This window comes from Nonomuraea roseoviolacea subsp. carminata (assembly GCF_024172185.1).
Lineage (GTDB): Bacteria > Actinomycetota > Actinomycetes > Streptosporangiales > Streptosporangiaceae > Nonomuraea > Nonomuraea roseoviolacea.
Genome location: NZ_JAMZEC010000001.1, coordinates 250,801 through 271,389 on the forward strand (window position 1 = coordinate 250,801; position 20,589 = coordinate 271,389).

The following is a 20,589-nucleotide window of genomic DNA, read 5'->3' on the forward strand; positions in this document are numbered from 1 at the left end:
ACCACCTCGGCTCTCAGGTACCCGCCGGGCGCCGCTGCCAACCGCCCGTCCGGGGTGTCTACCAGGCAAGCAACCCGGTGGGGACACCGTCAAGGGTTCCCGTAGGCTGCCTGCGTACCGAGGTCCCTCCGCCGGGAGGGGCCGCCCGACCAGCCGTCAGGACCCTCACCCATGACCGAACAGCTCAACACCGGAAGCCACGACCTGCCCGTCACCGAAGCGCTGGCCGCGTTCATGCGCACGGGGTGGGCCGACACCCGGCGCGCCGACGTCGAGCCGCTGCCGGTGGCGCCGTGGGCGGCCAAGCGCCGCGCCGCGCTGGCGGCCCGCTTCCCGGGCGAGCGGCTGGTCGTGCCGTCGGGGACGTTGCGGACGCGCAGCAACGACTGCGACTACCGGTTCCGGCCGCACAGCGCGTACGCGTACCTGACGGGCGCGGGCGAGCCGGACGACGTGCTCGTCGTGGAGCCGTCCGGCGAGGCCACGCTGTACCTCCGGCCGCGCTCGCCGCGCGAGGAGGGCGAGGAGTTCTACCGCGACCGGCGCTACGGCGAGTTCTGGGTGGGCCGGCGGCCCGACCTGGCGGAGGCGGCGCTGCTGTACCAGATGGAGTGCGCGCACATCCGCGACCTCGACCTCAAGGGGCCGGCCCGGGTGCTGCGCGGCGTGGACGCCCGGATCGATTCGCTGGTGCCGGCCGGCGGGGGTGACGCGGAGCTGGAGTCGTTCCTGTCGGAGATGCGGCTGGTCAAGGACGAGTGGGAGGTCGGCGAGCTGCAGGCGGCCGTGGACGCCACGGCGCGCGGCTTCGAGGACGTGGTGCGCGCCCTGCCGGCGGCGCTCGGCCATCCGCGCGGCGAGCGGTACCTGGAGGGCGTGTTCGGGCTGCGCTCGCGGCTGGAGGGCAACGCGGTGGGCTACGAGAGCATCGTGGCCTCCGGCGCCCACGCCTGCGTGCTCCACTGGATCCGCAACGACGGGCGGCTGCGCGGCGGCGACATGCTGCTGCTCGACGCGGGCGTCGAGACCGACACGCTGTACACCGCCGACGTCACGCGCACGCTGCCGCTGTCGGGCCGCTTCGGCACGGTCCAGCGGCAGGTGTACGACCTGGTGTACGAGGCGCAGCAGGCCGCGATCGCGACGCTGCGGCCGGGCGCCCGCTTCCGCGACTTCCACCTGGCGGCCATGCGGGTCGTCTCGGAGGGGCTGCGCGACTGGGGGCTGCTGAAGGACCCGGTGGACGCGCTCATGGAGTCGGGGCTGTACCGGCGCTACACGCTGTGCAGCAGCGGCCACATGCTGGGCCTGGACGTCCACGACTGCGCGCGGGCGCGGGCCGAGACGTACCTGGACGGGGTGCTGGAGGAGGGTCAGGTGCTGACCGTCGAGCCGGGCCTGTACCTCCAGCCGGACGACCTCACGCTGCCGGAGGAGTTCCGCGGCCTGGGTGTCCGCATCGAGGACGACCTGGTGATCACGGCGGACGGCGCCCGCCTGATGTCGGACGCGCTGCCGCGCCGGGCGGACGACGTCGAGTCGTGGATGGCGTCGCTGCTGGGCTGAGCCCGTCCCCGCGCCCGGACGGCTGCCGGAGCCGCCACGGGAGAGCGTCGCGGCCCGCGTGCCCACCGCCGCGGGTATGACAGGAATCTCCTCCCTGAGTCTGATGACCTTGTCGGGGATCTGGTCGATGATCAGGTCCCCGACGATTGGACTCGCCGTGCGAAGACCCCTCCTGGTCCTCACCCTCCTGTCCGCCGTGGCCACCGCCCTGCCGGCCGTCCCGGCCTCGGCGGACGCCCCGGCCTCGGCGGAGGCCCCCATCGCGTGGGCGCCCTGCGCCGAGGACCCGACCGCCGAGTGCGGCACGCTCACCGTGCCGGTCGACTGGAGCAGGCCGGCCGGTGAGACGTTCCAGCTCGCGCTGGCCCGGCGCAGGGCGAGCGACCCCTCGGCCCGGATCGGCTCCATGGTGATCAACCCCGGCGGCCCGGGCGGCTCCGGCGTGGACGCCGTCGTGGACAAGCGGCTCACCTTCACGCCGGAGATCTCCCGACGCTTCGACGTCGTCGGGTTCGACCCGCGCGGCGTGGCCCGCAGCCATCCGATCACGTGCTCGTACGAGCTGGCCACGCAGGCGCCCGACCCGCTGGAGCTGAAGAGCCAGGCCGAGTTCGACGCCCTGCTGGCCCACAACGAGCGCTACCGGCGCGACTGCCGCGCCCGCACCGGGCCGCTGTTCGACCACGTCGACACGGGCAGCGTGGTGCGCGACCTCGACGCCCTGCGCGCCGCCCTCGGCGAGGACAAGCTCACCTACTACGGCGTCTCGTACGGCACCCTGATCGGCCAGCTGTACGCCGAGCGCTACCCCCGGCGCGTGCGCGCCCTGGCCCTCGACAGCGACATGGACCACAGCCTCGGGACCACGGCCTTCCTCGACACCGAGGCGTGGAGCTCCCAGGACTCCTTCGACGAGTTCGTCTCGTGGTGCGAGCGCACCGCGTCGTGCGCGCTGCACGGCAAGGACGTGCGCGCCGTCTGGCGCGGCCTGCTGGAGCGGGCCGCCCGGGGCGAGCTGCCCCTGCCGGGGCTGCCCGACGTCAAGCTGACCAGGCTCGACCTGATCTCGCAGGCGTTCGGCGCGTTCTACGGTCCCGCGTACAAGGAGCTGGCCGAGTTCCTCGCGGCGCTCGACGGCGGGACGGGCACGGCGCGGCCGATCATGGCGCCGCCGGCCGACGACCCGCCGGAGACCGTCAACGACGCGAGCCAGGTCTTCTGCCAGGACTACCTGCTGCCCGTCCGCGACTACCGCGAGTACGCCCGGCACCTGCGCCGCTCGGCGGCCATCGCGCCCGACATGCTGGTGAGCGCGGCGGCGCATCCGCTGACGGCGGCCTGCCTCGGGCAGCCCGCGCCGATCCCCGACCCGCAGCACCGGCTCCGCGTCGACGGCAGCCCCACCCTGCTGCTCGGCAACGCCCTGCACGACCCCGCCACCCCCTACCCGTGGGCGGTCGACGCCGCGCTGCAGATCGGCCGCGAGGCCCGGCTGCTGACGTACGAGGGCTGGGGGCACCGGATCTACGGCCGCGGCGACTGCCCGACACAGGCCTTCGACGCCTACCTGATCGCGCGGACGGTCCCGGCGAAGGGCGCGCGCTGCCCGGCGGTGCCGCCGGCCGAAGTGACGTCGCTCGCCGATCGCCGGCCGATCGGTCCCCTGCCCGGGCTTCCCGGCTACACCTCCGACCTGGCGCGGTAACGCGTCCCACGAGGTGACGTCCCCTTCGGCGGGACGTCACCTCTCCCGCGCGTCACAGCAGGCGGGCCTGGGTGAAGGCCGCGGTCAGTGCGTCGAGAGCCGCCGGGTAGGCGCGTTCGGCCGGTGCCGCGAAGCCGACCAGGACGCCCTCGGGGCGGCCCACGGGGTCGTGGTGGAGCTCGGTGAGGCCGCGCACGGCGACGCCGCGCCGGGCGCAGGCCGCCAGCAGCCGCTCCTCGGTCGAGCCGCCCGCGGCGAGCGTGACGAGGGTGTGCAGCCCGGCGGGGACCCCGTGCGCGGTGAGGCCCGGCAGCGCCGCGACGCGGTCGAGCAGCAGGTGGCGGCGTCTGCGGTAGCGCAGCCGGGCGGCCCGGATGTGCCGGTCGTAGGCGTGGCCGGCGATCAGGTCGGCCAGGACGAGCTGGCCCAGGGTCTCGGTGTACAGGTCGGCCTCCTGCTTGGCCCGCACCACCGGCGCCACCAGGTGGGGCGGCAGGACCAGCCAGGCCAGGCGGAGCGCGGGGCCGAGGGTCTTGGAGGCGGTGCCGCAGTAGACGACGTGGTCCGGGGCCGTGCCCTGCAGGGCGCCGACGGGCTGGCGGTCGTAGCGGTATTCGCCGTCGTAGTCGTCCTCGACGACCAGCGCGCCGGTGGCCCTGGCCCAGGCGGTCAGCGCCTGGCGCCGGCGGGCGTGCAGCGGCACCCCGGTCGGGTACTGGTGGGTGGGGGTGAGGAACGCCGCCCCCGTGCCCGAGGTGAGCGCGTCGATCCGGGCGCCGTGGTGGTCCACGGGCAGGGGCCGGACGGTGATCCCGGCGCGGCGCACGACGTCGCGGAAGAGGTTGTGGCCCGGGTCCTCGGCGGCGGCCGTACGGGTTCCGGAAGCGGCGAGCACGCCGCTGAGCAGGCTCAGCCCCTGGTAGTAGCCGGAGACGACCACGATCCGGTCCGGGCCGGCGACCACTCCCCGGGTGCGGCCGAGATAGCCGGCCAGCGCGGTGCGCAGCTCCGGGTGGCCCTGCGGGTCACCGGCGCCGAAGACGTCCGGCCGGGCGGCGGCGAGGACGCGGCGGGTCGCGGCGAGCCAGGCGCGGGCGGGGAAGGCGCTGACGTCGGGCAGACCGGGACGCAGGTCGTGCCGGGGCGCGGCCGGCGCTCCGGGCCGGGTCGCGGACGCCGGGACCGGCTGGGGGACGTCGGCGACGGTGGTGCCCGATCCGGCGCGGATCGTCAGGTAGCCCTCCTCGGCGAGCTGGTCGTAGGCGGCGCTGACGGTGCCCCGGGCCAGGCCGAGCTGGTGGGCCAGCCCCCGGGTCGAGGGCAGGCGCGTGCCGGGCGCCAGCCGGCCCGTCCTGACGGCGTCGCGCAGGGCGTCCTCCAGGCGGCGCCGCCGCCCGCCCTCCCCGCCCAGCTCGACGTGGAGGTCCCAACTGGCCCAATGTTCCGGCATGTGACCGGATCTTAATGCTGGTCCAGTGTGTCGGTAGGGTCCGGTCCAGACGACGGAAGGACGACAGCCATGATCGTGGTGGCCCATCTCAGCGACACGCACATCGACGGGGAGCCCCGCAGCATCCAGCGCACGCGCAGGGTCGCGGAGTTCCTCGACGAGCTGCCGTACGACTTCGACGCGGTCCTGGTCACCGGCGACGTCGCCGACCACGGCCGCGCCGACGAGTACGAGGAGGCGCGCAAGCTGCTCGACCTGCGCCACCCCACGTTCTTCTGCCCGGGCAACCACGACGACCGGGCGGAGTTCCGGCGCGTGCTCCTGGGCGAGGCGCCGGGCGGCGGCCCGGTCAACCAGCTCCACCGCACCCCGAGGGCCGTGTTCGCGCTGTGCGACTCGACCATCCCCGGCGAGGACGGCGGCCACCTGGCCGACGAGACCCTCGACTGGCTCGCCGCCGCCCTGGACGAGACGCCCGGCGACGTGCCGGTGTTCGTCGCCTTCCACCACCAGCCGATCGTCCTGCACCACCCCTACCTGGACGCCATCGGCCAGCGGGCCCCGGAACGCCTCGCCGCCCTGGTGGAGCGGCACCCCAACGTCGCGGCGGTGCTGTTCGGCCACTGCCACGCGGCGGTCGCCTCCAGCCTGGGCGGCCGTCCGCTGCGCTCGGCGCCGGGCGTGGTCAACAGCCTGCGGCTGCCATGGGAGGCGGACGTGGTGGACCTCGACGTCCCGCCGTCCCTGGCCGTCCACATCCTCGGCGACGACGGCGTCTTCCAGACGACGTACCGCACGGTGCTCTGACCCGGCCGAGGATCAGGGCGGGCGGATGTTGGCGTTGAGGTGGAAGACGTTGCCGGGGTCGTAGACCGCCTTCACCGCCGCCAGCCGGGCGTACTTCGCCGCCCCGTACGCGCGGCGCACCCGGTCCGCGTCCGCCTCCACCTGGAAGTTCACGTACGAGCCGGGGCCCGTGGCGTGCGGGAGCATCGCCTGCCAGGCGGCCCGCGACCACGCCCGCCCGGCCGGCAGCGCCTCGGGCGTCGGCGTCAGCGCCATGAACGACAGCGTGTGGTGCGGCGCCCGCGACCCGCCGTAGGCGGTGGCGGCGTCGTCCATGTCCGAGAACGCCCCGTCGAGCCGGAACGCCGGCACGAACGACATCGGCGAGGTCTTGCGCGCCGCCTGTTCGTTCAGCGTGGCCGCCGCCCCGGGGCCGATCACGGTCACGTCCAGCGCCCGCTCGTAGGCGTGGACGCCCCAGGGGGCGGCGTCGTCCAGGAGCCTCTGCAGCCGCGTGTACGGCATGGCCTCGGCGAACGCGAACAGCGGCCGCAGCGCCCGCGCCGCCCGCGCGGCCGTGGCCGCGTGCTCCTCCGCCGAGCCGAAGCCGGCGATCAGCAGGGCGTGGCCGAGCCGGCCCCGGTGCCGCGGCGGCACGAGCGGCAGCGGGGGCGCGCTCAGGCCGCACGCCGTCAGCACCCCGGCGCGCCGGGGCAGCCCGGCGATCGTCTCCTCGGCCGCCGCCAGCGCCTCCGTCCCGCGCTCGATCTCCCAGAACAGCAGCGCGAGGTGGACCTCGGGCCCCACCGGGTGCAGGCGGAAGGTGAAGCCCGTGACGACGCCGAAGTTGCCGCCCCCGCCGCGCAGGGCCCAGAACAGGTCGGGGTGGTCGCGGGGCGAGGCGTGGACGTACTCGCCTCCCGCCAGCACCACGTCGGCCGACAGCAGGTTGTCGGCGGTGAGCCCGTGCGTCCGGGTCAGCCAGCCGAACCCGCCGCCCAGCGTCAGCCCGCCGACGCCCGTGTGGCTGACCGTGCCGCCTGGTGTCGCCAGGCCGTACGCCTGCGTGGCGGCGTCGAGGTCGGCCCAGGTGGCGCCGCCCTCGCAGACGGCGCGGCGGGTGCCCGGGTCCACGCGGACGCGGCGCAGCGCGCTCAGGTCGAGCATGAGGCCGCCGGAGGTCACGGCTGAGCCGCCGAAGTTGTGGCCGCCGCCGCGTACCGAGATCTCCAGTTCCTCCTCGCGGGCGAACCTGACGGCCGCCGACACGTCGCCGGGGCCGGCGCAGCGGACGATCGCGGCGGGCCGGTGGTCGACGGCGCCGTTCCAGACGGCGCGGGCGGAGTCGTAGAGGGCGTCCTGCTCCGTGATCACGCGCCCGGCGCAGCGCTCGCGCAGCGCCTCCAGCTCACGCCTGATCAGCCGAACCATGGCGCACCCCCGGCCGTTCCCCGGAGCTGGGCGGACATCACCCCATCCTAGTTTTCGGGGGCTCAGCCGGGCGTCGCCCACCGGTGAAATCCTGGTCATGCGCTCCGGTCCGCCGTTCCCGGCCGCGGCCCGCCGCCGGGGCCGTAAGATCGCGAAGGTGACGATCGGCCCCGTGGCAATGGGGGGACGCCCCGACCAGGTGCGCGCCCCCGAGGACTGGCTCACTCCCGTCGAGAGGGAGCGGGCCGCGCGGTTCGCCTTCGCCGCCGACCGCGCCGCGTTCGTCGCCGCCCACCTCCTCGTACGGCAGTGCGCGGCCGCCGCTCTCGGCGCCCGCCCGGAGGAGCTGACGCTGGCGCAGCACTGCGACGTCCACGGCCCCGGCCACGGCCGGCCGTCGATCGAGCAGGCGCCCTCCCTCGGCGTCAGCCTCAGCCACACGCGCGGCTACGTCTGCGCGGCGGCGGGCGACGGCCGGGTGGGCGTGGACGCGGAGCGCGTGCCGGCGGGCCCGTTCGACGCGGCGCTGGCGGAGATCGCGCTGACCCCCGCCGAGCTCCGGCGCGTCACCGGCAACGACGCGCTGATCCGCCTGTGGGCGCGCAAGGAGGCGCTGATCAAGCGGGGCGAGCTGGCGCTGGACCGGCTGCGCGCCGCCGAGATCGACTGGACGGGGCGCCACGTGCTGGAGTGGACGGCCGAGGAGGACGTCGTGGTGGCCGTCGTCACAGACATGCCCTGTCGCCGGCTGCCGCTTCCCTCGTAAGCTGGACAGATGTTCTGCAAGAAGGCTCCGGACCTCCGGCCGGCCTGTTGATCATCGAAGTGGCATCACTCAGCGTGCGCTAGATTGGAGATCATGAGCGCGCCCCGCTGGCTTTCCCCCGCCGAACAGCGTGCCTGGCGCACCCAGCTTGCCGTGCACAAGCTGCTCATGCACCGGCTCGACCGTGAGCTGCAGGAGCACTCACTGTCCGTGAACGACTACGAGATCCTGGTCAACCTCTCGGAGAGCCCGGGCCGGCGCATGCGCATGAGCGACCTGGCCGACGCCACGATCCAGTCGCGCAGCCGCCTGTCCCACCAGATCTCCCGCATGGAGGCCAAGGGCCTGGTGTCGCGCGAGGAGTGCCGCGACGACCGGCGCGGCACGTTCGCGGTGCTGACCGAGGAGGGCTGGGAGACGATCCAGCGCGTGGCGCCCCACCACGTGGCCAGCGTGCGCGAGCACTTCATCGACCGGCTCACCGACGACCAGCTCGACGCCCTGGAGCAGGCGTACCGGCCGATCGTCGAGCACCTGAAGAAACTGCGCTGACGCCGCGCCGGGGCCCGCTCGGGCGCCGACACCCAACCGATACCGGCGAGCCGCGCGCGCGGATCCGGCCGCTCGCTACGATCCGCTCATGCTGAGAAAGCTGCTGCTCGTCGTTCTTGTCGCGCTCGTGTCGGCCTGTTCGTCGGGTGGCGGCGCGGAGCTTCCCGCCGGCCCCGACCTGATGAAGAAGGCGTCGCAGGCCATGAAGACGGTCAAGTCGGCCTCGTTCACCATCAGCACCGAGGGCAAGCCGAAGGTCCCGCTGAAGCAGGCCGACGGCCGCCTCACCGCCGCCGGCGACGCCGACGGGACGATCACGCTGGAGGTGCTCGGCAGCCTCCAGGAGATCACCTTCGCGCTCGTCGGCGACACCGTCCACTTCAAGGGGCCGACCGGCGGGTTCCAGAAGCTGACCCGCAAGGAGCTGGCGCAGCTCTACGACCCCTCGCTCATCCTGAGCCCCGACAAGGGCGTCCCCCAGTTGCTCGCCACCGCCGGCGACCCGCGCGTGGAGGCGGAGGAGAACGGCGCCTACCGGGTCGCGACGACGTTCTCCGGCCCGGTGCTCGGCACGCTGGTGCCCGGCGTCACCCAGGGCGTCAACGGCACCGTCTGGGTGGACAAGGCCACCAGCCGGCTCACCAAGGTGGTGCTGCCGCTGCAGGACGGCACGGTGACGGTCGCGTTCAGCGACTACGACGCGCCGGTCACGATCACGCCGCCGCCCTCGGCGGGATGAGCTGATGGGCCTCCTCCACAGCGGGGAGCGGCCGGTGCGGGCGGCCCGCGGGGTCGCCCTGGGGGTCGGCGGCGCGGTGGTGCTGCTCGCCGCGCTCGACGCCTACGTGGTCGTGACCGTGCTCATCGACATCGCCGAGGACATCGGCATCCCGGTCAACCGCCTGGAGCGGGTCACACCGGTGGTCACCGGGTTCCTGCTGGGGTACGTGGCGGCGATGCCGCTGCTCGGCCGGCTCTCCGACCGTTACGGCCGCAAGCCCCTCATCCACCTCTGCCTGGCGGCCTTCGCCGTCGGCTCGGTGCTGACGGCGCTGGCGGCCGGCGAGGTCATGGTGGTCGCCGGCCGGACGATCCAGGGCGTGGCGGGCGGTGCGCTGCTGCCGATCACGATGGCGCTCATCGGCGACCTGTGGGAGGAGCGGGAGCGGGCCACCGCGCTGGGCGCCGTGGGCGCGGCGCAGGAGCTCGGCAGCGCCCTCGGCCCCCTGTACGGCGGGGCGCTGGCGAAGATCTCCAGGACGTCGTTCCTGGGGGTGGAGCTGGGCGGCTGGCACGCCATCTTCTGGATCAACGTCCCGCTCGCCGTCCTGGCCGCCGTCGCCGTCCAGGTCACCGTCCCCTCACCCCGCCCGAAGGAGGTCGCGGGCGATCCGGAGACCGGGGCCGTTGCGGCGGCCGCTCCGGCCGTGGAGCGGATCGACGGGAAGGGCGGGGCGCTGCTGGCGCTCGCCCTGGCCCTGCTGGTGGCCGGCCTGTACAACCCGGACCCGGCCAAGGCCGTGCTCCCGCCCTGGGGGCTGCCGCTGATCGGGGCCGGTCTGCTGGTGGGCGCGGTGTTCGTCCGGTGGGAGATCCGCTCCCCCGTACGCCTGCTCGACCTGTCCGGCACCCGCAAGGGCCCGCTGCTGGCCACCCTGGGCGTCAGCTTCCTGACCGGCGCGGCGCTGCTCGTCACCATGGTGTTCGTCCAGTTCACCGCGCAGACGCTGCTGGAGATGGAGGCGCTGGACGCGGCCTGGCAGGTGCTGGGCCGGTTCCTGATCGCGCTGCCCGTGGGCGCCCTCGCGGGCGGGCTGCTGGCGCGCCGGCTGGGCGACCGGAGCGTCGCGGTGGCCGGCCTGCTGGTGGCCGCGGCCGGCTACGCGCTGATGAGCCGCTGGCCCCTCGACCTGGCCGCCGCCCGCACGCAGATGGACGTCGACCTGGTGATCGCCGGACTCGGCCTCGGCCTGGTCATCGCCCCGGTGTCGGCCGCCGTGCTGCGCGTGACACCGGCCGCCCAGCACGGCGTGGCCTCCGCCGCCGTGGTGGTGGCCAGGATGATGGGCATGCTGATCGGCATCGCGGGCGTGTCGGCCTGGGGGTTCTACCGGTTCCAGTCGCTGACCGCGCACCTGGACACGCCGCTGCCGTTCGGCGTCGACCCGGCGGTGTACGCCCGCAGGATGGCGGACTACCTGGCCCGGGTCGACGCCGCGCTGCACCTGGAGTACACCGAGATGTTCCTGGTGACGGCGGTGCTGTGCCTGCTCGGCGCCGCGGCCGCCCTCTTCATGCCCCGGCGCGGCGCCTGAGCGGGCGGCGCGCCGGGGCGGGGACGCGGCGGCCGGGCGGACGACGCGTCAGGGTGAGAGGCGGTGGCTGAGCCGGCCGCGCGTCAGGGTGAGAGGCGGTGCAGGTCGCGCGGGAACAGCGCCGCCTGCCTGATGTTGGGCGCGCCCGTCAGGCGGGCCGTCCAGCGTTCGAGCCCGATCGCGAACCCGCCGTGCGGCGGCATCCCGTGCTCGAACGCCTTCAGATACCCCTCGTACGGCTCCACCGGCTCGCCCCGGGCGGCCAGCGCGTCCAGGTAGTCCTGGTGGCGGTGCAGCCGCTGCCCGCCCGTCACCAGCTCCAGCCCCCGGAAGAGCAGGTCGAACCCGTTGGAGTGGCCGGGCCGCGCCGGGTCGGGATGCGTGTAGAAGGGCCGCTTGGCCATCGGATAGCCGGTGACGAACAGGAACTCCGAGCCGTGCTCGCGCAGCGCCCACTCCGACAGCCACCGCTCCTGCGCGGGCGACAGGTCCGGCTCGCCGTCCCCGCCGCTGAGGCGCTTGGCCTCGGTGAAGTGGACGGCCGGGATCTCGGCCGGCACCTCGGGCAGGGCGACGTCCAGGGCCTCGACAGCGCGGGCGGCGCGCAGCCGTACCGCCTCCAGCATGCCCGCCAGGGCCTCGCGCAGGACGGCCATCACGTCGCGGTGGTCGCCGACGAACCCCAGCTCGGCGTCCAGGCTCGTGTACTGGGCCAGGTGGCGCACGGTGTCGTGCGGCTCGGCCCGGAACACCGGCCCGACCTCGTAGACCCGCTCGAACAAGCCCACCATCGCCTGCTTGAAGAACTGCGGCGACTGGGCGAGGTAGGCGGGACGGCCGAAGTAGTCGACGGCGAAGACGTTCGCCCCGGACTCGGTGGCCGAGGCGACGAGCTTCGGCGTGTGGATCTCGGTGAACCCGAGCCCGTCGAGCGCCGCCCGGAACCCGGCCACGCTCGCCGCGGAGATCTCCAGCGGCGCCCGCAGCAGCGGGTGCCGCAGCGCGACGGGCGCGTGGTCGAGGACCACCGGCAGCTCGGCCGGGACGACGGGCCGGTAGAGGCCGAACGGCGGCGCCTGGGTGGGCTCCGCCAGCACCTCGATGCTGGGGCCGGTGAGCTCGGCTCCGCCGGGCGCCTGCGTGCCGGACCGGACGACCCCGGTCACCCGGACGACGCTCTCCTCGGCCGGGAGCGCCGTCCCACGCGGGACGACGACCTGGGACACGCCGCGCCGGTCGCGGACGAGGAGGAAGGACACGGACTTCAGCCGCCGGCGGCGATGGACCCATCCGGCGATCGTCACTCGCTGGCCGGCGTGCTCCTTGAGCTCCGCCGACAGGACACGAGAGATCATCACAACTCCTTGGAGGATGTGCGTGATCCCTTGGGAGTGCGGGGGAGAAGGGAGCTCCCGGTGCCACCGCACTTTCGCCGCCCCGGCGAGGGGACGGCCTCGGCGACCCTGTGACGGGGGTCAGGCCGGCGGGGCATTTCCTCCCCGCACTCGGGAGTGTCTTCACCGGGAGGCGTGGGACCGCCTTCACAGCTGCCGGCGGCTCTCTCGGCCCGCGCGGTCTCCCGGCTACTCGTCTCCGTCCACGTGTTAGCCGTGGATGTTAGCGGCCGGCCCGGGGACGGGGCAACGGATTAACCCGCGGCCCCGCCCCCCGGGACGACCGGCTACTTGCGCTGCTGGGAGGAAGAGGAGGCGCCGCCCTTGCGCTTCTCGCGGATCTTCATGGTCACCTCGATCGGCGACCCGGCGAAGCCGAACTCCTCGCGGATGCGCCGCTCGACGAAGCGCCGGTACGTCTCCTCCAGCCACCCGGAGGTGAACAGCACGAACTTCGGCGGCTCGACCGACGCCTGGGTGGCGAACAGGATCTTCGGCTGCTTGCCGCCCCGCACCGGCGGCGGCGTCTGCTGCACCAGCTCGGTCAGGAACGCGTTGAGCCTGGCCGTCGGCACCCGCGTGGACCACGACTCCAGCGCCTTCTCCAGCGCGGGGACGAGCCGGTCCACGTGGCGGCCGGTGCGGGCGGAGATGTTGACCCGCAGCGCCCACGGGGTGCGCACGAGCTGCCGGTCGATCTCCTTCTCCAAGTAGTAGCGGCGGTCCTCGTCGACGAGGTCCCACTTGTTGAACGCCACGACCATGGCCCGGCCGGACTCGATCACCAGGCCGATGATCCGCAGGTCCTGCTCGGTGAGTGGCTCGCTGGCGTCGATGAGCACGACCGCCACCTCCGAGCGGTCCAGCGCGGAGCGGGTGCGCATGGCGGCGTAGAAGTCGGCGCCCTGCAGCTCGCGGTCGCGCCGCCGGATGCCGGCGGTGTCGACGAAGCGCCAGGTGCGCCCGCCCAGCTCGATCAGCTCGTCCACCGGGTCGCGGGTGGTGCCGGCTATCGGGTCGACCAGCACCCGCTCCTCGCCGGCGAGCTTGTTCAGCAGCGACGACTTGCCGACGTTGGGCTTGCCGAGCAGCGCCACCCGGGCCGGGCCGCGCTCGGTGGCGAAGGTCTCGCGCGGCGTCTCGGGCAGCGCGTCGAGCACGACGTCGAGCAGGTCGCCGCTGGAACGGCCGTGCAGGGCCGAGACGGGGTACGGCTCGCCGAGGCCGAGCGACCACAGCCCGGCGGCCTCCAGTTCGAGCTGCTGGTTGTCGACCTTGTTAGCGGCCAGGATGACCGGCTTGCCCGCCTGGCGCAGCACCGAGCCGACGATCTCGTCGGCGTCGGTCGCGCCCACGGTCGCGTCGACCACGAACACGATGACGTCGGCCAGCTCGACCGCGACCTGCGCCTGCTCGGCGATGCGCAGCCCCATGCCGGTGGCGTCGGGGTCCCAGCCGCCGGTGTCGACGACCGTGAAGCGCCGGCCACGCCAGTTGGCCTCGTACGTCACCCGGTCGCGGGTGACGCCGGGCACGTCCTCGACGACCGCCTCGCGGCGGCCGATGATGCGGTTGACCAGCGTGGACTTGCCCACGTTCGGGCGGCCGACGATGGCGACGACGGGCAGCGGGCCGCTGTCGTCGTGGTCTTCGGACAATGCGAGGTCGTCGAGATCAGCCTCGACCCAGTCCCCCGTAGACACGTTGTTTCATCCTTAGTGAGTCCCGCACCTGTTCAGGCGCGCTCGTAGTGGTGGCCGGCGGGGCCGCTCCGCGCCGCGGAACCACCCCGCTCCTCGACCAGTCTCAGCACCTCCGCGATGACCTGCTGCAGGTCGAGCGCGGTGGTGTCGAGCTCGATGGCGCCATCCGCCAGCGAGAGAGGATCGGTCTTGCGCGTCGAGTCGATCGTGTCGCGCCTGGCCAGCTCGGCCTGCTGGGCCTCGACCGTGGTGGTCTCGGCCCCTCCGCCGGACAGCTCCGCGTGACGGCGCCGCGCGCGGGCCTCGGCGCTGGCGGTGAGGTAGATCTTGAGCGTGGCGTCGGGCGCGACGACCGTGCCGATGTCACGGCCTTCGACCACGATGCCGCCGTCGCCGATGATCTGCCGCTGCAGGGCGACGAGCCGGGCCCGCACCTCGGGCACGGCCGCGACCTGCGAGACGGCCCCGGTGACCCGGGCGCCCCGGATGGGGCCCGCCACGTCGACGCCGTCGACGTGGATGGTCGGGGCGTCGGGGTCGGTGCCGGAGACGATCTCGGGCTCGACGGCCCGCGCCGCGACCGCGTCGGTGTCGGCGGGGTCGACGCCCTGCTCCAGCACCCACCAGGTCATCGCCCTGTACATGGCGCCGGTGTCGAGGTAACGCAGCCCGAGGGCCTTGGCGACCCCGCGCGACGCGCTCGACTTGCCCGACCCCGAAGGGCCGTCCATGGCGACGACCAGACCGGCCACGGCCTCTCCTCCACGCTGTCCCGACCCGAACAGGCCCCTGCGGCCCGCAGCGGTCCACGCTGTTCACTCGACCTGAAGAGGCTACCGCCTCGCGCCCCTTCCGACGTCCGCGCGCCCCGGACGAGGCCGTCCCACCGCGCGGCCGCCGGGGACAGCTCCGGTCCTCCCACGCAGCCGCCGGGGGGAGATCCGGTCCTCCCACGCGACCGCCCGGAGGCAGATCCGGCTCCGCCGCGCGACCCCCCGGAGACAGATCCGGCTCCGCCGCGCGACCCCCCGGAGGCAGATCCGGTCCTCCCACGCGACCGCCCGAGGGCAGATGCGGTCCCGCCGCGCGACCGCCCAGGGACAGTTCCGGTCCTTCCCCGCGACCGCCGGGGGCAGGTCGGTCCTGCTCCGCGGCTGCCACGCCGGCCTTGTCGTCCGCCCCGGCGCGGGGGACGACTAAGGGTGGGCATTTCGGAAAGAGACCGGTACATGGATGAACGGGTGACGGTGGTGGTGGCCACCAGGAACCGGAGGCGCGCGCTGGCCGGGTCCCTCCCCCACCACCCGCGCCCCGTCATCCTCGTCGACAACGGCTCCACCGACGGAAGCCCCGGCTTCGTGCGCCGCCACTTCCCGCACGTCACCGTCGTCGAGGCCGGGCGCAACCTGGGCGCCCCCGCCCGCAACGTGGGCGTGCGCATGGCGGGCACCCCGTACGTGGCCTTCGCCGACGACGACTCCTGGTGGGCGCCCGGCGCCCTGGCCCGCGCCGCCGACGTCCTGGACGCGTGTCCGCGCCTGGCCGTGCTGGCCGCCCGCGTCCTGGTCGGCCCGGAGGAGCGCCTGGACCCGGTGTGCGAGGAGATGGCCCGCTCCCCGCTCGGTCATGAGCCGGACCTGCCCGGCCCGAGCGTGCTGGGCTTCCTCGCGTGCGGGGCCGTGGTGCGCGCGGACGCCTTCCTGGAGGCCGGCGGGTTCGACGACGTGATCTTCTTCTTCGGCGAGGAGGAGCGCCTGGCCGTGGACCTGGCCGCCAGGGGCTGGAGGCTCGCCTACGTGGACGACGTCGTCGCCCACCACCACCCGTCGCCGTCCCGGGACCCGCGCGGGCGCAAGGAGCTCGCCACCCGCAACTCCGTGCTCACGGCCGTGCTGCGCCGCCCGTGGAGCGTCGTGGCGCGCCGCTCGCTGGCCGCCCTGCGCCAGGGCCCGAACGGCTGGCGCGGGCTGCGCACGGCCGTCCCGAGGCTGCGGCCCGCGTTGGCACAGCGCCGCGAGCTGCCCCCGGCGGTCGAACGGGCGCGCCGCCTGCTGGAGGACGGCCGATGACACCGGCGCCAGGAAGCCGAGGCGGCGCGGCCGGCGACCCGCGAGTCGCTCACAGCGCGGACGACGCCCGCGCGCAGGCCGTCACCGCCACGTACCCGGACGTGGACGTGGTGGCGCTGTGCGAGAACCTCGGCGCGGTCGGCCGCGACATCGGCGCCAGGCGGCTGGACACCCCGTACGTGGCGTTCGCCGACGACGACACCTGATGGGCGCCCGGCTCGCCGGCCCGGGCCGCCGACGTGCTGGACGCGCACCCGTCCCTGGCCGTCGTCGCGGCCCGCATCCTCGCCGAGCCCGGCGCGCGGGAGGACCCGATCGTGCCCGAGCTGCGCGACTCCCCCGTGCGCGGGCCGTCCTGGCTGCCGGGACCGGCGCTGGGCAGCTTCCTGGCGGGCGCGTCCGTGCTGCGCCGCGACGCGTTCCTGCGGTGTGGCGGGTTCTCGCGGCGGCTGTGGCTGGGCGGCGGGGAGGAGCTGCCGGCCGTCGATCTGGCCACCGCCGGGTGGGAGCTGTGCTACCTGGAGGGGCTGACCGTCCACCACGAGGCGTCCCGCAACCGCGACCCCCACGCCCGGCGGCGGGTGGGGCCGCGCGACACGCTGTGGTCCACGTGGCTGCGCCGCCCGGTGGGCGCGGCGCTGCGCCGCACGGTGCGGCCGGCCCGGATCGTGCCGCGCGACCGCGTCTCGCCGCCGGCGGCCCTGGACGCGCCGCGCGGCCTGCCGTGGGTGCGCGCCGAACGCCGCAGGGTGCCCGCGCGGGTGGAGGCCCGGCTGGTCAGCCTGGAGGAGTCGCAGGCCACCTCACGGGCCCGCCGCTACATCTCCTGACCGGGTCCGGGGACCTGCCAGCCCCGCTCGTGCAGGGCCCCGGTGAGGACGGGGGCGGCGTCCGGCTGCACCGACACCTCGGCGATGCCCAGCGGCAGGCCCGGCGCGTGCTCCAGCCGCACGTCCTCGACGTTGACCCCGACCTCGTCGCACACCTGGAACAGCTTGGCGAGCTGGCCGGGACGGTCGCCGATGACCACCTGGACCACCACGTAGGAGGAGGCGGGACCGCCGTGCTTGCCCGGGATGCGCCCGTGGCCCGCGACGCCCCGCTTGAGGAGCTGGGTGATGTCGGAGGAGGCGGTGCCGTCGCCCTCGGCCACCGCGCGCAGCGCGGACGCCGCCTCGGCCAGGTCGCGGGAGACGGCCTCCAGCACCTCGGCGACGGGCGCCGCGTTGCCGGACAGGATGCCGAGCCAGAGGCCGGGGTCGCCGCCCGCGATCCGGGTGACGTCGCGCACGCCCTGCCCGGCCAGCCCGAGCGCGACCTCGGAGGCGTCGGCCAGGCGCGCGGCCACGGCCGAGGCGGTCACGTGGGGCGCGTGGGAGACCACGGCGACGGCCCGGTCGTGGTCGCCGGCGTCGACCTCGACGGGGTTGGCGCCGCACAGCTCCACCAGGCGCAGCACCGCCGCCCGCGCCTCCGGGGAGCTCTCGGGCGTGGGGCAGAGCGCCCACGGCCGGCCGAGGAACAGGTCGGCCCGCGCCGCTCCCGGGCCGGACTTCTCCCGCCCGGCCAGCGGGTGCGAGGCGACGTACGCGCCCAGGTCGCAGCCCAGGCGGCGGGCCTCGTCGATGGGCAGGGCCTTGACGCTGGCCACGTCGGTGTAGTGGCCGGCGGCGCCGGCCTCCTGGAGGGCGAGCAGCTCGGTGGCGACGTGCGCGGGCGGCACCGCGATCACCGCCAGGTCGGCCCGATCGCCGCCGGCGTGCCACTCCTCGCCGGCTCCCAGCTCGCGGGCCAGGCGCACCGCGCCCTGGTCGCGGTCGGCGAGCAGCACGCGCACCCCGTGCCCGCGCAGCGCCAGCGCCACGGAGGTGCCGATGAGACCGGTGCCGACGACGAGCACGGTGCGCAGTTCGGAGGCCATGTCGATGTCCTGGTCGAGGTGTGGTGGTCGGGGCCGGGTGGAAGGGCGCCGCTACTGGGCGATGTCCTGGCGCAGGGCCACGGCGCCGCGCAGGTAGACGTGCTGGATCTCCGAGCGCGGCTTGTCGGTCTCGACGTGCGCCATGAGCCGCACCACGCGCGGCAGCGCGCCCGGCACGTCGATCTCGGTGCAGCAGATGAGCGGCACCTCGTGGAAGCCCAGCTTACGCGCCGCCAGCGCCGGGAACTCCGACGTCAGGTCGGGTGTGGCGGTGAACAGCACGCTGATCACGTCGTCGGTGGTGAGCTGGTTGCGCTCCATCAGCGTGGCGACGAGCTCGGTCGTGCCCTCGATGATGGCGTCACGGTCGTCGGAGTCCACCTGGATCGCGCCGCGGATCGCCCGCACCATGGTGATCTGTCCCCTCTGGATAAGCGGTGGAGCCCGTGCGGACCTCCGCACGGGCTCCTGCGTACTGATCAGGTTACAGCTTCACGGCCGCGTAAAGCTCACCGACCTCGTGCAGCGTGAGCGCGCGCACGGTGCCGGGCTTGGTCCGGCCGAGCTTGACCGGCCCGAACTCGATCCTCGCCAGGTCGATGACCCGGTGTCCGGCCTCCTCCAGCAGGCGCCGCACCACGTGCTTGCGGCCCTCGTGCAGCACGACCTCGACCAGCGCCTGCTGGCCGTGCTCCTGCACGATCTTGAAGTCGTCCACCTTGACCAGGCCGTCCTCCAGCTCGACGCCCTGCCTGAGGCGGCGGCCGAGGTCGCGCGGGATGGGACCCGGCACCTTGGCCCAGTACTTCTTCTGCACGCCGTAGCTGGGGTGGGTCAGCCGGTTGGCCAGCTCGCCGTCGTTGGTGAGCAGCAGCAGGCCCTCGGTCTCGGTGTCGAGCCGGCCCACGTGGAACAGGCGCGGTGCCAGCTCCTCGACGTAGTCGGCCAGGCACGGGCGGCCCTGCGGGTCGCTCATGGTGGACACGACGCCGATGGGCTTGTTCAGGGCGTAGTAGACGAGGTCGGGGGCGGTCGGGATGCGCTTGCCGTCGACGTGGATGACCTGCGTGGCAGGGTCGACCTTGGCGCCGAACCTGCGCACGACCTGGCCGTTCACGGTGACGCGGCCGTCGCCGATCATCTCCTCGCAGGCGCGGCGGCTGGCCACGCCCGCCTGGGCGAGCACCTTCTGCAGGCGAACGCCGTCGGGGACCTCCGTGGTGTCGCGCTCGTCGGTGTAGCCCTCGGGGTAGAAGTCGCGGTCGCGCATCGGCTGACGGGCCGTCTTGAACCGGTCGCGGGGCGCCTCGCCGCCGCGGCCCGCCGTCTGCGCGCCGCCGCCCGAGCCCGCGGGCCGCCCGCCCCGGCCGGCGCCGGAGGAGCCGCCGTACGAGCCGTGGCCGCCGTAACCGTCACGCCGCGAGCCGCCGCCCGCGGACGAGGGCCGGCCGCCGGAGGGGCGGCCGATGGTCTGGACGCCGTCGCGGCGGGAACCGCGGGGCTCCTCGCGGCGGCCGTAGCGGGCGCGCCCGGTGCTGGGAGCGTCCTCGCGCCGGCCGCTGCGGTCGGCGCGGAAGGAGGAACCGGCGCCGGGCCGGGACTCGCCGCGGGCGTCGCCCTCGCGGTCGTCACGACGGCCGGCACGGAAGCCGCCGTCGCGGTCGTCGCGGCGCTCGGGACGGAAGCCGCCGTCACGCCGGTCGGAACGGAAGCCGGAACGGGGGGCGCCGTCGCGGTCGTCACGACGGTCGGAACGGAAGCCGCCACGGTCGTCGCGGCCGGCGGAGCGGTAGGACGGGCGCTCGTCGCGGCGGTCCGGGCGCTCGTCACGGCGGTCGGTGCGGTCGTCGCGCCGGTAGCCGCCGCGGGCGTCGGAGCGGTCCGTACGGTAGCCGCCGCGATCGTCGGAGCGGTCGGAACGGTAGCCGCCGCGGTTGTCGGAGCGGTCGCCGGAGCGCTCGCCACGGTAGCCGCCGCGGTCGTCACGGCGGTCGTCGCGCCTGTCGGAACGGAAGTCGCCCCGGCCGTCGCGCGGGCCGGAGCCGGAGCCGCGACGCTCGGAACGGAAACCGTCGCGGTCGTCACGCCGCTCGGAGCGGAAGCCGCCGTCACGGCCCTCGGAGCGGAAGCCGCCTCGCTCGCCGCCGGAGCGGTCGCGGGAGGCGGAGTCGCCGTACCGGGCGCGGGCGCCGCCGCGATCGGCACGGAGGGAATCGCGGCCGGAACCACCGCGGCTGTCGTCGGAGCGGAAGGCGGGACGCCCGCCGCGGCCGGTGGAGCCGCCGGTACGTCCTCGACCGCGTCCATCACCGGACGGGGTGCTGCGCCTGTTGATCACTTTGTCGTCTCCTCGAGATTCTCCACGTCGTCCGGGAGGAACGGAGCCAGCTCGGGGAGCTCGCTGAGGTCCTTCAGTCCCAGACGTTCAAGGAAGTATGAGCTTGTCCGGTAGAGCACTGCCTGGCTCTCCGGGTCGGTGCCGGCCTCCTCGACCAGCCCCCGCGCGACGAGCGTCCGCATGACGCCGTCGCTGTTCACGCCGCGGACCGCGGCGACGCGGGCGCGGCTCACCGGTTGCCGGTAGGCCACGACCGCGAGTGTCTCCAGCGCGGCCTGGGTGAGCCGCGTCTGCTGGCCGTCGCGAACGAACCGCTCGACCAGGGGTGCGCAGTCGGCACGCGTGTAGTAACGCCAGCCGCCCGCGACCTGTCTCAAATCGAAACCCCGCCGGGCTTCGGTGTATTCCGCCGCCAGCGATCTGAGGGCGGCGGCCACCTCGTGGGTGGGGCGTTCGAGCACCTGCGCCAGCGTCACCTCGGGGACGGGGACGTCCACGACCATGAGGATGGCTTCGAGCGCGGCGTGCAGGCCGGGCGCGGGCGTGGCGTCGTCCTCCGGCTCGTCCAGGGCCTCCTCCGGCGCCTCGGTCAG

At 74.7% G+C, this 20,589-nt stretch carries 19 protein-coding genes; 10 read left to right on the forward strand and 9 right to left on the reverse strand.

The window, feature by feature from the left end; translation table 11 throughout:
* Positions 1-171 precede the first annotated feature (171 nt).
* Both HD595_RS01135 and HD595_RS01140 read left to right on the forward strand, forming a co-directional pair.
* Entirely contained in the window at positions 172-1,566 is a 1,395-nt protein-coding gene (locus HD595_RS01135; RefSeq protein WP_253765077.1) for an aminopeptidase P family protein, read from the forward strand.
* Positions 1,567-1,723: 157 nt separating this feature from the next.
* On the forward strand, positions 1,724-3,271 hold the full coding sequence (locus HD595_RS01140; RefSeq protein WP_253765078.1) for an alpha/beta fold hydrolase: 1,548 nt from the start codon (positions 1,724-1,726) through the stop codon (positions 3,269-3,271).
* A 52-nt stretch (positions 3,272-3,323) separates the two neighbouring features.
* Here the strand turns inward: HD595_RS01140 and pdxR are convergent, their stop codons facing one another.
* Positions 3,324-4,721: a MocR-like pyridoxine biosynthesis transcription factor PdxR gene (pdxR, locus tag HD595_RS01145; RefSeq protein ID WP_253765079.1), complete on the reverse strand. Its 1,398-nt coding sequence runs from the start codon at positions 4,719-4,721 to the stop codon at positions 3,324-3,326.
* 69 nt (positions 4,722-4,790) lie between these two features.
* Here pdxR and HD595_RS01150 point away from each other — a divergent pair, with 69 nt between their 5' ends.
* Complete coding sequence (locus HD595_RS01150; RefSeq protein ID WP_253765080.1) at positions 4,791-5,528, forward strand: metallophosphoesterase; 738 nt, start codon at positions 4,791-4,793, stop codon at positions 5,526-5,528.
* A 12-nt stretch (positions 5,529-5,540) separates the two neighbouring features.
* On the opposite strand, the gene HD595_RS01155 is transcribed toward HD595_RS01150, so the two are convergent.
* Positions 5,541-6,938 (reverse strand): FAD-binding oxidoreductase, encoded by a 1,398-nt coding sequence (locus tag HD595_RS01155; RefSeq protein ID WP_253765081.1) that lies wholly within the window; start codon positions 6,936-6,938, stop codon positions 5,541-5,543.
* A 97-nt stretch (positions 6,939-7,035) separates the two neighbouring features.
* Between HD595_RS01155 and HD595_RS01160 the strand changes: the two genes are divergently transcribed.
* The 4 genes from HD595_RS01160 to HD595_RS01175 all read left to right on the forward strand — a co-directional run bounded on the left by HD595_RS01160 (position 7,036) and on the right by HD595_RS01175 (position 10,571).
* Positions 7,036-7,704 (forward strand): 4'-phosphopantetheinyl transferase family protein, encoded by a 669-nt coding sequence (locus HD595_RS01160; protein WP_253765082.1) that lies wholly within the window; start codon positions 7,036-7,038, stop codon positions 7,702-7,704.
* A gap of 93 nt (positions 7,705-7,797) precedes the next feature.
* The gene (locus tag HD595_RS01165) at positions 7,798-8,256 is read left to right on the forward strand and encodes a MarR family winged helix-turn-helix transcriptional regulator (protein ID WP_253765083.1); all 459 of its coding nucleotides are present in this window, start codon (positions 7,798-7,800) and stop codon (positions 8,254-8,256) included.
* An 88-nt stretch (positions 8,257-8,344) separates the two neighbouring features.
* Positions 8,345-8,995 carry an LppX_LprAFG lipoprotein gene (locus HD595_RS01170; protein WP_253765084.1) on the forward strand — a complete coding sequence of 217 codons (651 nt, stop codon included), beginning with the start codon at positions 8,345-8,347 and terminating at the stop codon, positions 8,993-8,995.
* 4 nt (positions 8,996-8,999) lie between these two features.
* Positions 9,000-10,571 (forward strand): MFS transporter, encoded by a 1,572-nt coding sequence (locus HD595_RS01175; protein WP_253765085.1) that lies wholly within the window; start codon positions 9,000-9,002, stop codon positions 10,569-10,571.
* A gap of 83 nt (positions 10,572-10,654) precedes the next feature.
* Here the strand turns inward: HD595_RS01175 and aspS are convergent, their stop codons facing one another.
* The 3 genes from aspS to cmk form a co-directional block, all read right to left on the reverse strand.
* Complete coding sequence (aspS, locus tag HD595_RS01180; protein WP_253765086.1) at positions 10,655-11,926, reverse strand: aspartate--tRNA(Asn) ligase; 1,272 nt, start codon at positions 11,924-11,926, stop codon at positions 10,655-10,657.
* 326 nt (positions 11,927-12,252) lie between these two features.
* Complete coding sequence (gene der, locus HD595_RS01185; RefSeq protein ID WP_308211089.1) at positions 12,253-13,668, reverse strand: ribosome biogenesis GTPase Der; 1,416 nt, start codon at positions 13,666-13,668, stop codon at positions 12,253-12,255.
* 32 nt (positions 13,669-13,700) lie between these two features.
* Positions 13,701-14,420 carry a (d)CMP kinase gene (gene cmk, locus HD595_RS01190; protein WP_253765087.1) on the reverse strand — a complete coding sequence of 240 codons (720 nt, stop codon included), beginning with the start codon at positions 14,418-14,420 and terminating at the stop codon, positions 13,701-13,703.
* A gap of 477 nt (positions 14,421-14,897) precedes the next feature.
* Between cmk and HD595_RS01195 the strand changes: the two genes are divergently transcribed.
* The 3 genes from HD595_RS01195 to HD595_RS01205 are packed head-to-tail and all read left to right on the forward strand — an operon-like array spanning position 14,898 to position 16,567.
* Complete coding sequence (locus HD595_RS01195; RefSeq protein WP_253781002.1) at positions 14,898-15,737, forward strand: glycosyltransferase family 2 protein; 840 nt, start codon at positions 14,898-14,900, stop codon at positions 15,735-15,737.
* Positions 15,734-15,943 carry a glycosyltransferase family 2 protein gene (locus tag HD595_RS01200; protein ID WP_253765088.1) on the forward strand — a complete coding sequence of 70 codons (210 nt, stop codon included), beginning with the start codon at positions 15,734-15,736 and terminating at the stop codon, positions 15,941-15,943. Before HD595_RS01195 ends, HD595_RS01200 begins: the two co-directional genes overlap by 4 nt.
* Before the next feature lie 33 nt (positions 15,944-15,976).
* Positions 15,977-16,567: a glycosyltransferase family 2 protein gene (locus HD595_RS01205; RefSeq protein WP_253765089.1), complete on the forward strand. Its 591-nt coding sequence runs from the start codon at positions 15,977-15,979 to the stop codon at positions 16,565-16,567.
* On the opposite strand, the gene HD595_RS01210 is transcribed toward HD595_RS01205, so the two are convergent.
* The 4 genes from HD595_RS01210 to scpB all read right to left on the reverse strand — a co-directional run bounded on the left by HD595_RS01210 (position 16,555) and on the right by scpB (position 20,499).
* Positions 16,555-17,658, reverse strand: coding sequence for a prephenate dehydrogenase (locus tag HD595_RS01210; RefSeq protein ID WP_253765090.1), 1,104 nt, complete (start codon positions 17,656-17,658; stop codon positions 16,555-16,557). The genes HD595_RS01205 and HD595_RS01210 overlap by 13 nt on opposite strands.
* A 51-nt stretch (positions 17,659-17,709) precedes the next feature.
* Positions 17,710-18,069 (reverse strand): chorismate mutase, encoded by a 360-nt coding sequence (gene aroH, locus HD595_RS01215; RefSeq protein ID WP_175599203.1) that lies wholly within the window; start codon positions 18,067-18,069, stop codon positions 17,710-17,712.
* Positions 18,070-18,142: 73 nt separating this feature from the next.
* Positions 18,143-19,996: a pseudouridine synthase gene (locus tag HD595_RS46555; RefSeq protein ID WP_253765091.1), complete on the reverse strand. Its 1,854-nt coding sequence runs from the start codon at positions 19,994-19,996 to the stop codon at positions 18,143-18,145.
* Positions 19,993-20,499: an SMC-Scp complex subunit ScpB gene (gene scpB / locus HD595_RS01225; protein ID WP_308211357.1), complete on the reverse strand. Its 507-nt coding sequence runs from the start codon at positions 20,497-20,499 to the stop codon at positions 19,993-19,995. The genes HD595_RS46555 and scpB overlap by 4 nt, the downstream gene beginning before the upstream one ends.
* Positions 20,500-20,589 lie beyond the last annotated feature (90 nt).

What these genes read in the sequence shown, in the direction of transcription:
- HD595_RS01135 (WP_253765077.1), top strand. Translation starts at nt 172, where the DNA reads ATGACCGAACAGCTCAACACCGGAAGCCACGACCTGCCCGTCACCGAA.
- pdxR (WP_253765079.1), bottom strand. Translation starts at nt 4,721, where the DNA reads ATGCCGGAACATTGGGCCAGTTGGGACCTCCACGTCGAGCTGGGCGGG.
- HD595_RS01150 (WP_253765080.1), top strand. Translation starts at nt 4,791, where the DNA reads ATGATCGTGGTGGCCCATCTCAGCGACACGCACATCGACGGGGAGCCC.
- HD595_RS01155 (WP_253765081.1), bottom strand. Translation starts at nt 6,938, where the DNA reads ATGGTTCGGCTGATCAGGCGTGAGCTGGAGGCGCTGCGCGAGCGCTGC.
- HD595_RS01160 (WP_253765082.1), top strand. Translation starts at nt 7,036, where the DNA reads ATGCGCTCCGGTCCGCCGTTCCCGGCCGCGGCCCGCCGCCGGGGCCGT.
- HD595_RS01165 (WP_253765083.1), top strand. Translation starts at nt 7,798, where the DNA reads ATGAGCGCGCCCCGCTGGCTTTCCCCCGCCGAACAGCGTGCCTGGCGC.
- HD595_RS01170 (WP_253765084.1), top strand. Translation starts at nt 8,345, where the DNA reads ATGCTGAGAAAGCTGCTGCTCGTCGTTCTTGTCGCGCTCGTGTCGGCC.
- HD595_RS01175 (WP_253765085.1), top strand. Translation starts at nt 9,000, where the DNA reads ATGGGCCTCCTCCACAGCGGGGAGCGGCCGGTGCGGGCGGCCCGCGGG.
- aspS (WP_253765086.1), bottom strand. Translation starts at nt 11,926, where the DNA reads ATGATCTCTCGTGTCCTGTCGGCGGAGCTCAAGGAGCACGCCGGCCAG.
- HD595_RS01195 (WP_253781002.1), top strand. Translation starts at nt 14,898, where the DNA reads ATGGATGAACGGGTGACGGTGGTGGTGGCCACCAGGAACCGGAGGCGC.
- HD595_RS01200 (WP_253765088.1), top strand. Translation starts at nt 15,734, where the DNA reads ATGACACCGGCGCCAGGAAGCCGAGGCGGCGCGGCCGGCGACCCGCGA.
- HD595_RS01210 (WP_253765090.1), bottom strand. Translation starts at nt 17,658, where the DNA reads ATGGCCTCCGAACTGCGCACCGTGCTCGTCGTCGGCACCGGTCTCATC.
- aroH (WP_175599203.1), bottom strand. Translation starts at nt 18,069, where the DNA reads ATGGTGCGGGCGATCCGCGGCGCGATCCAGGTGGACTCCGACGACCGT.
- scpB (WP_308211357.1), bottom strand. Translation starts at nt 20,499, where the DNA reads ATGGTCGTGGACGTCCCCGTCCCCGAGGTGACGCTGGCGCAGGTGCTC.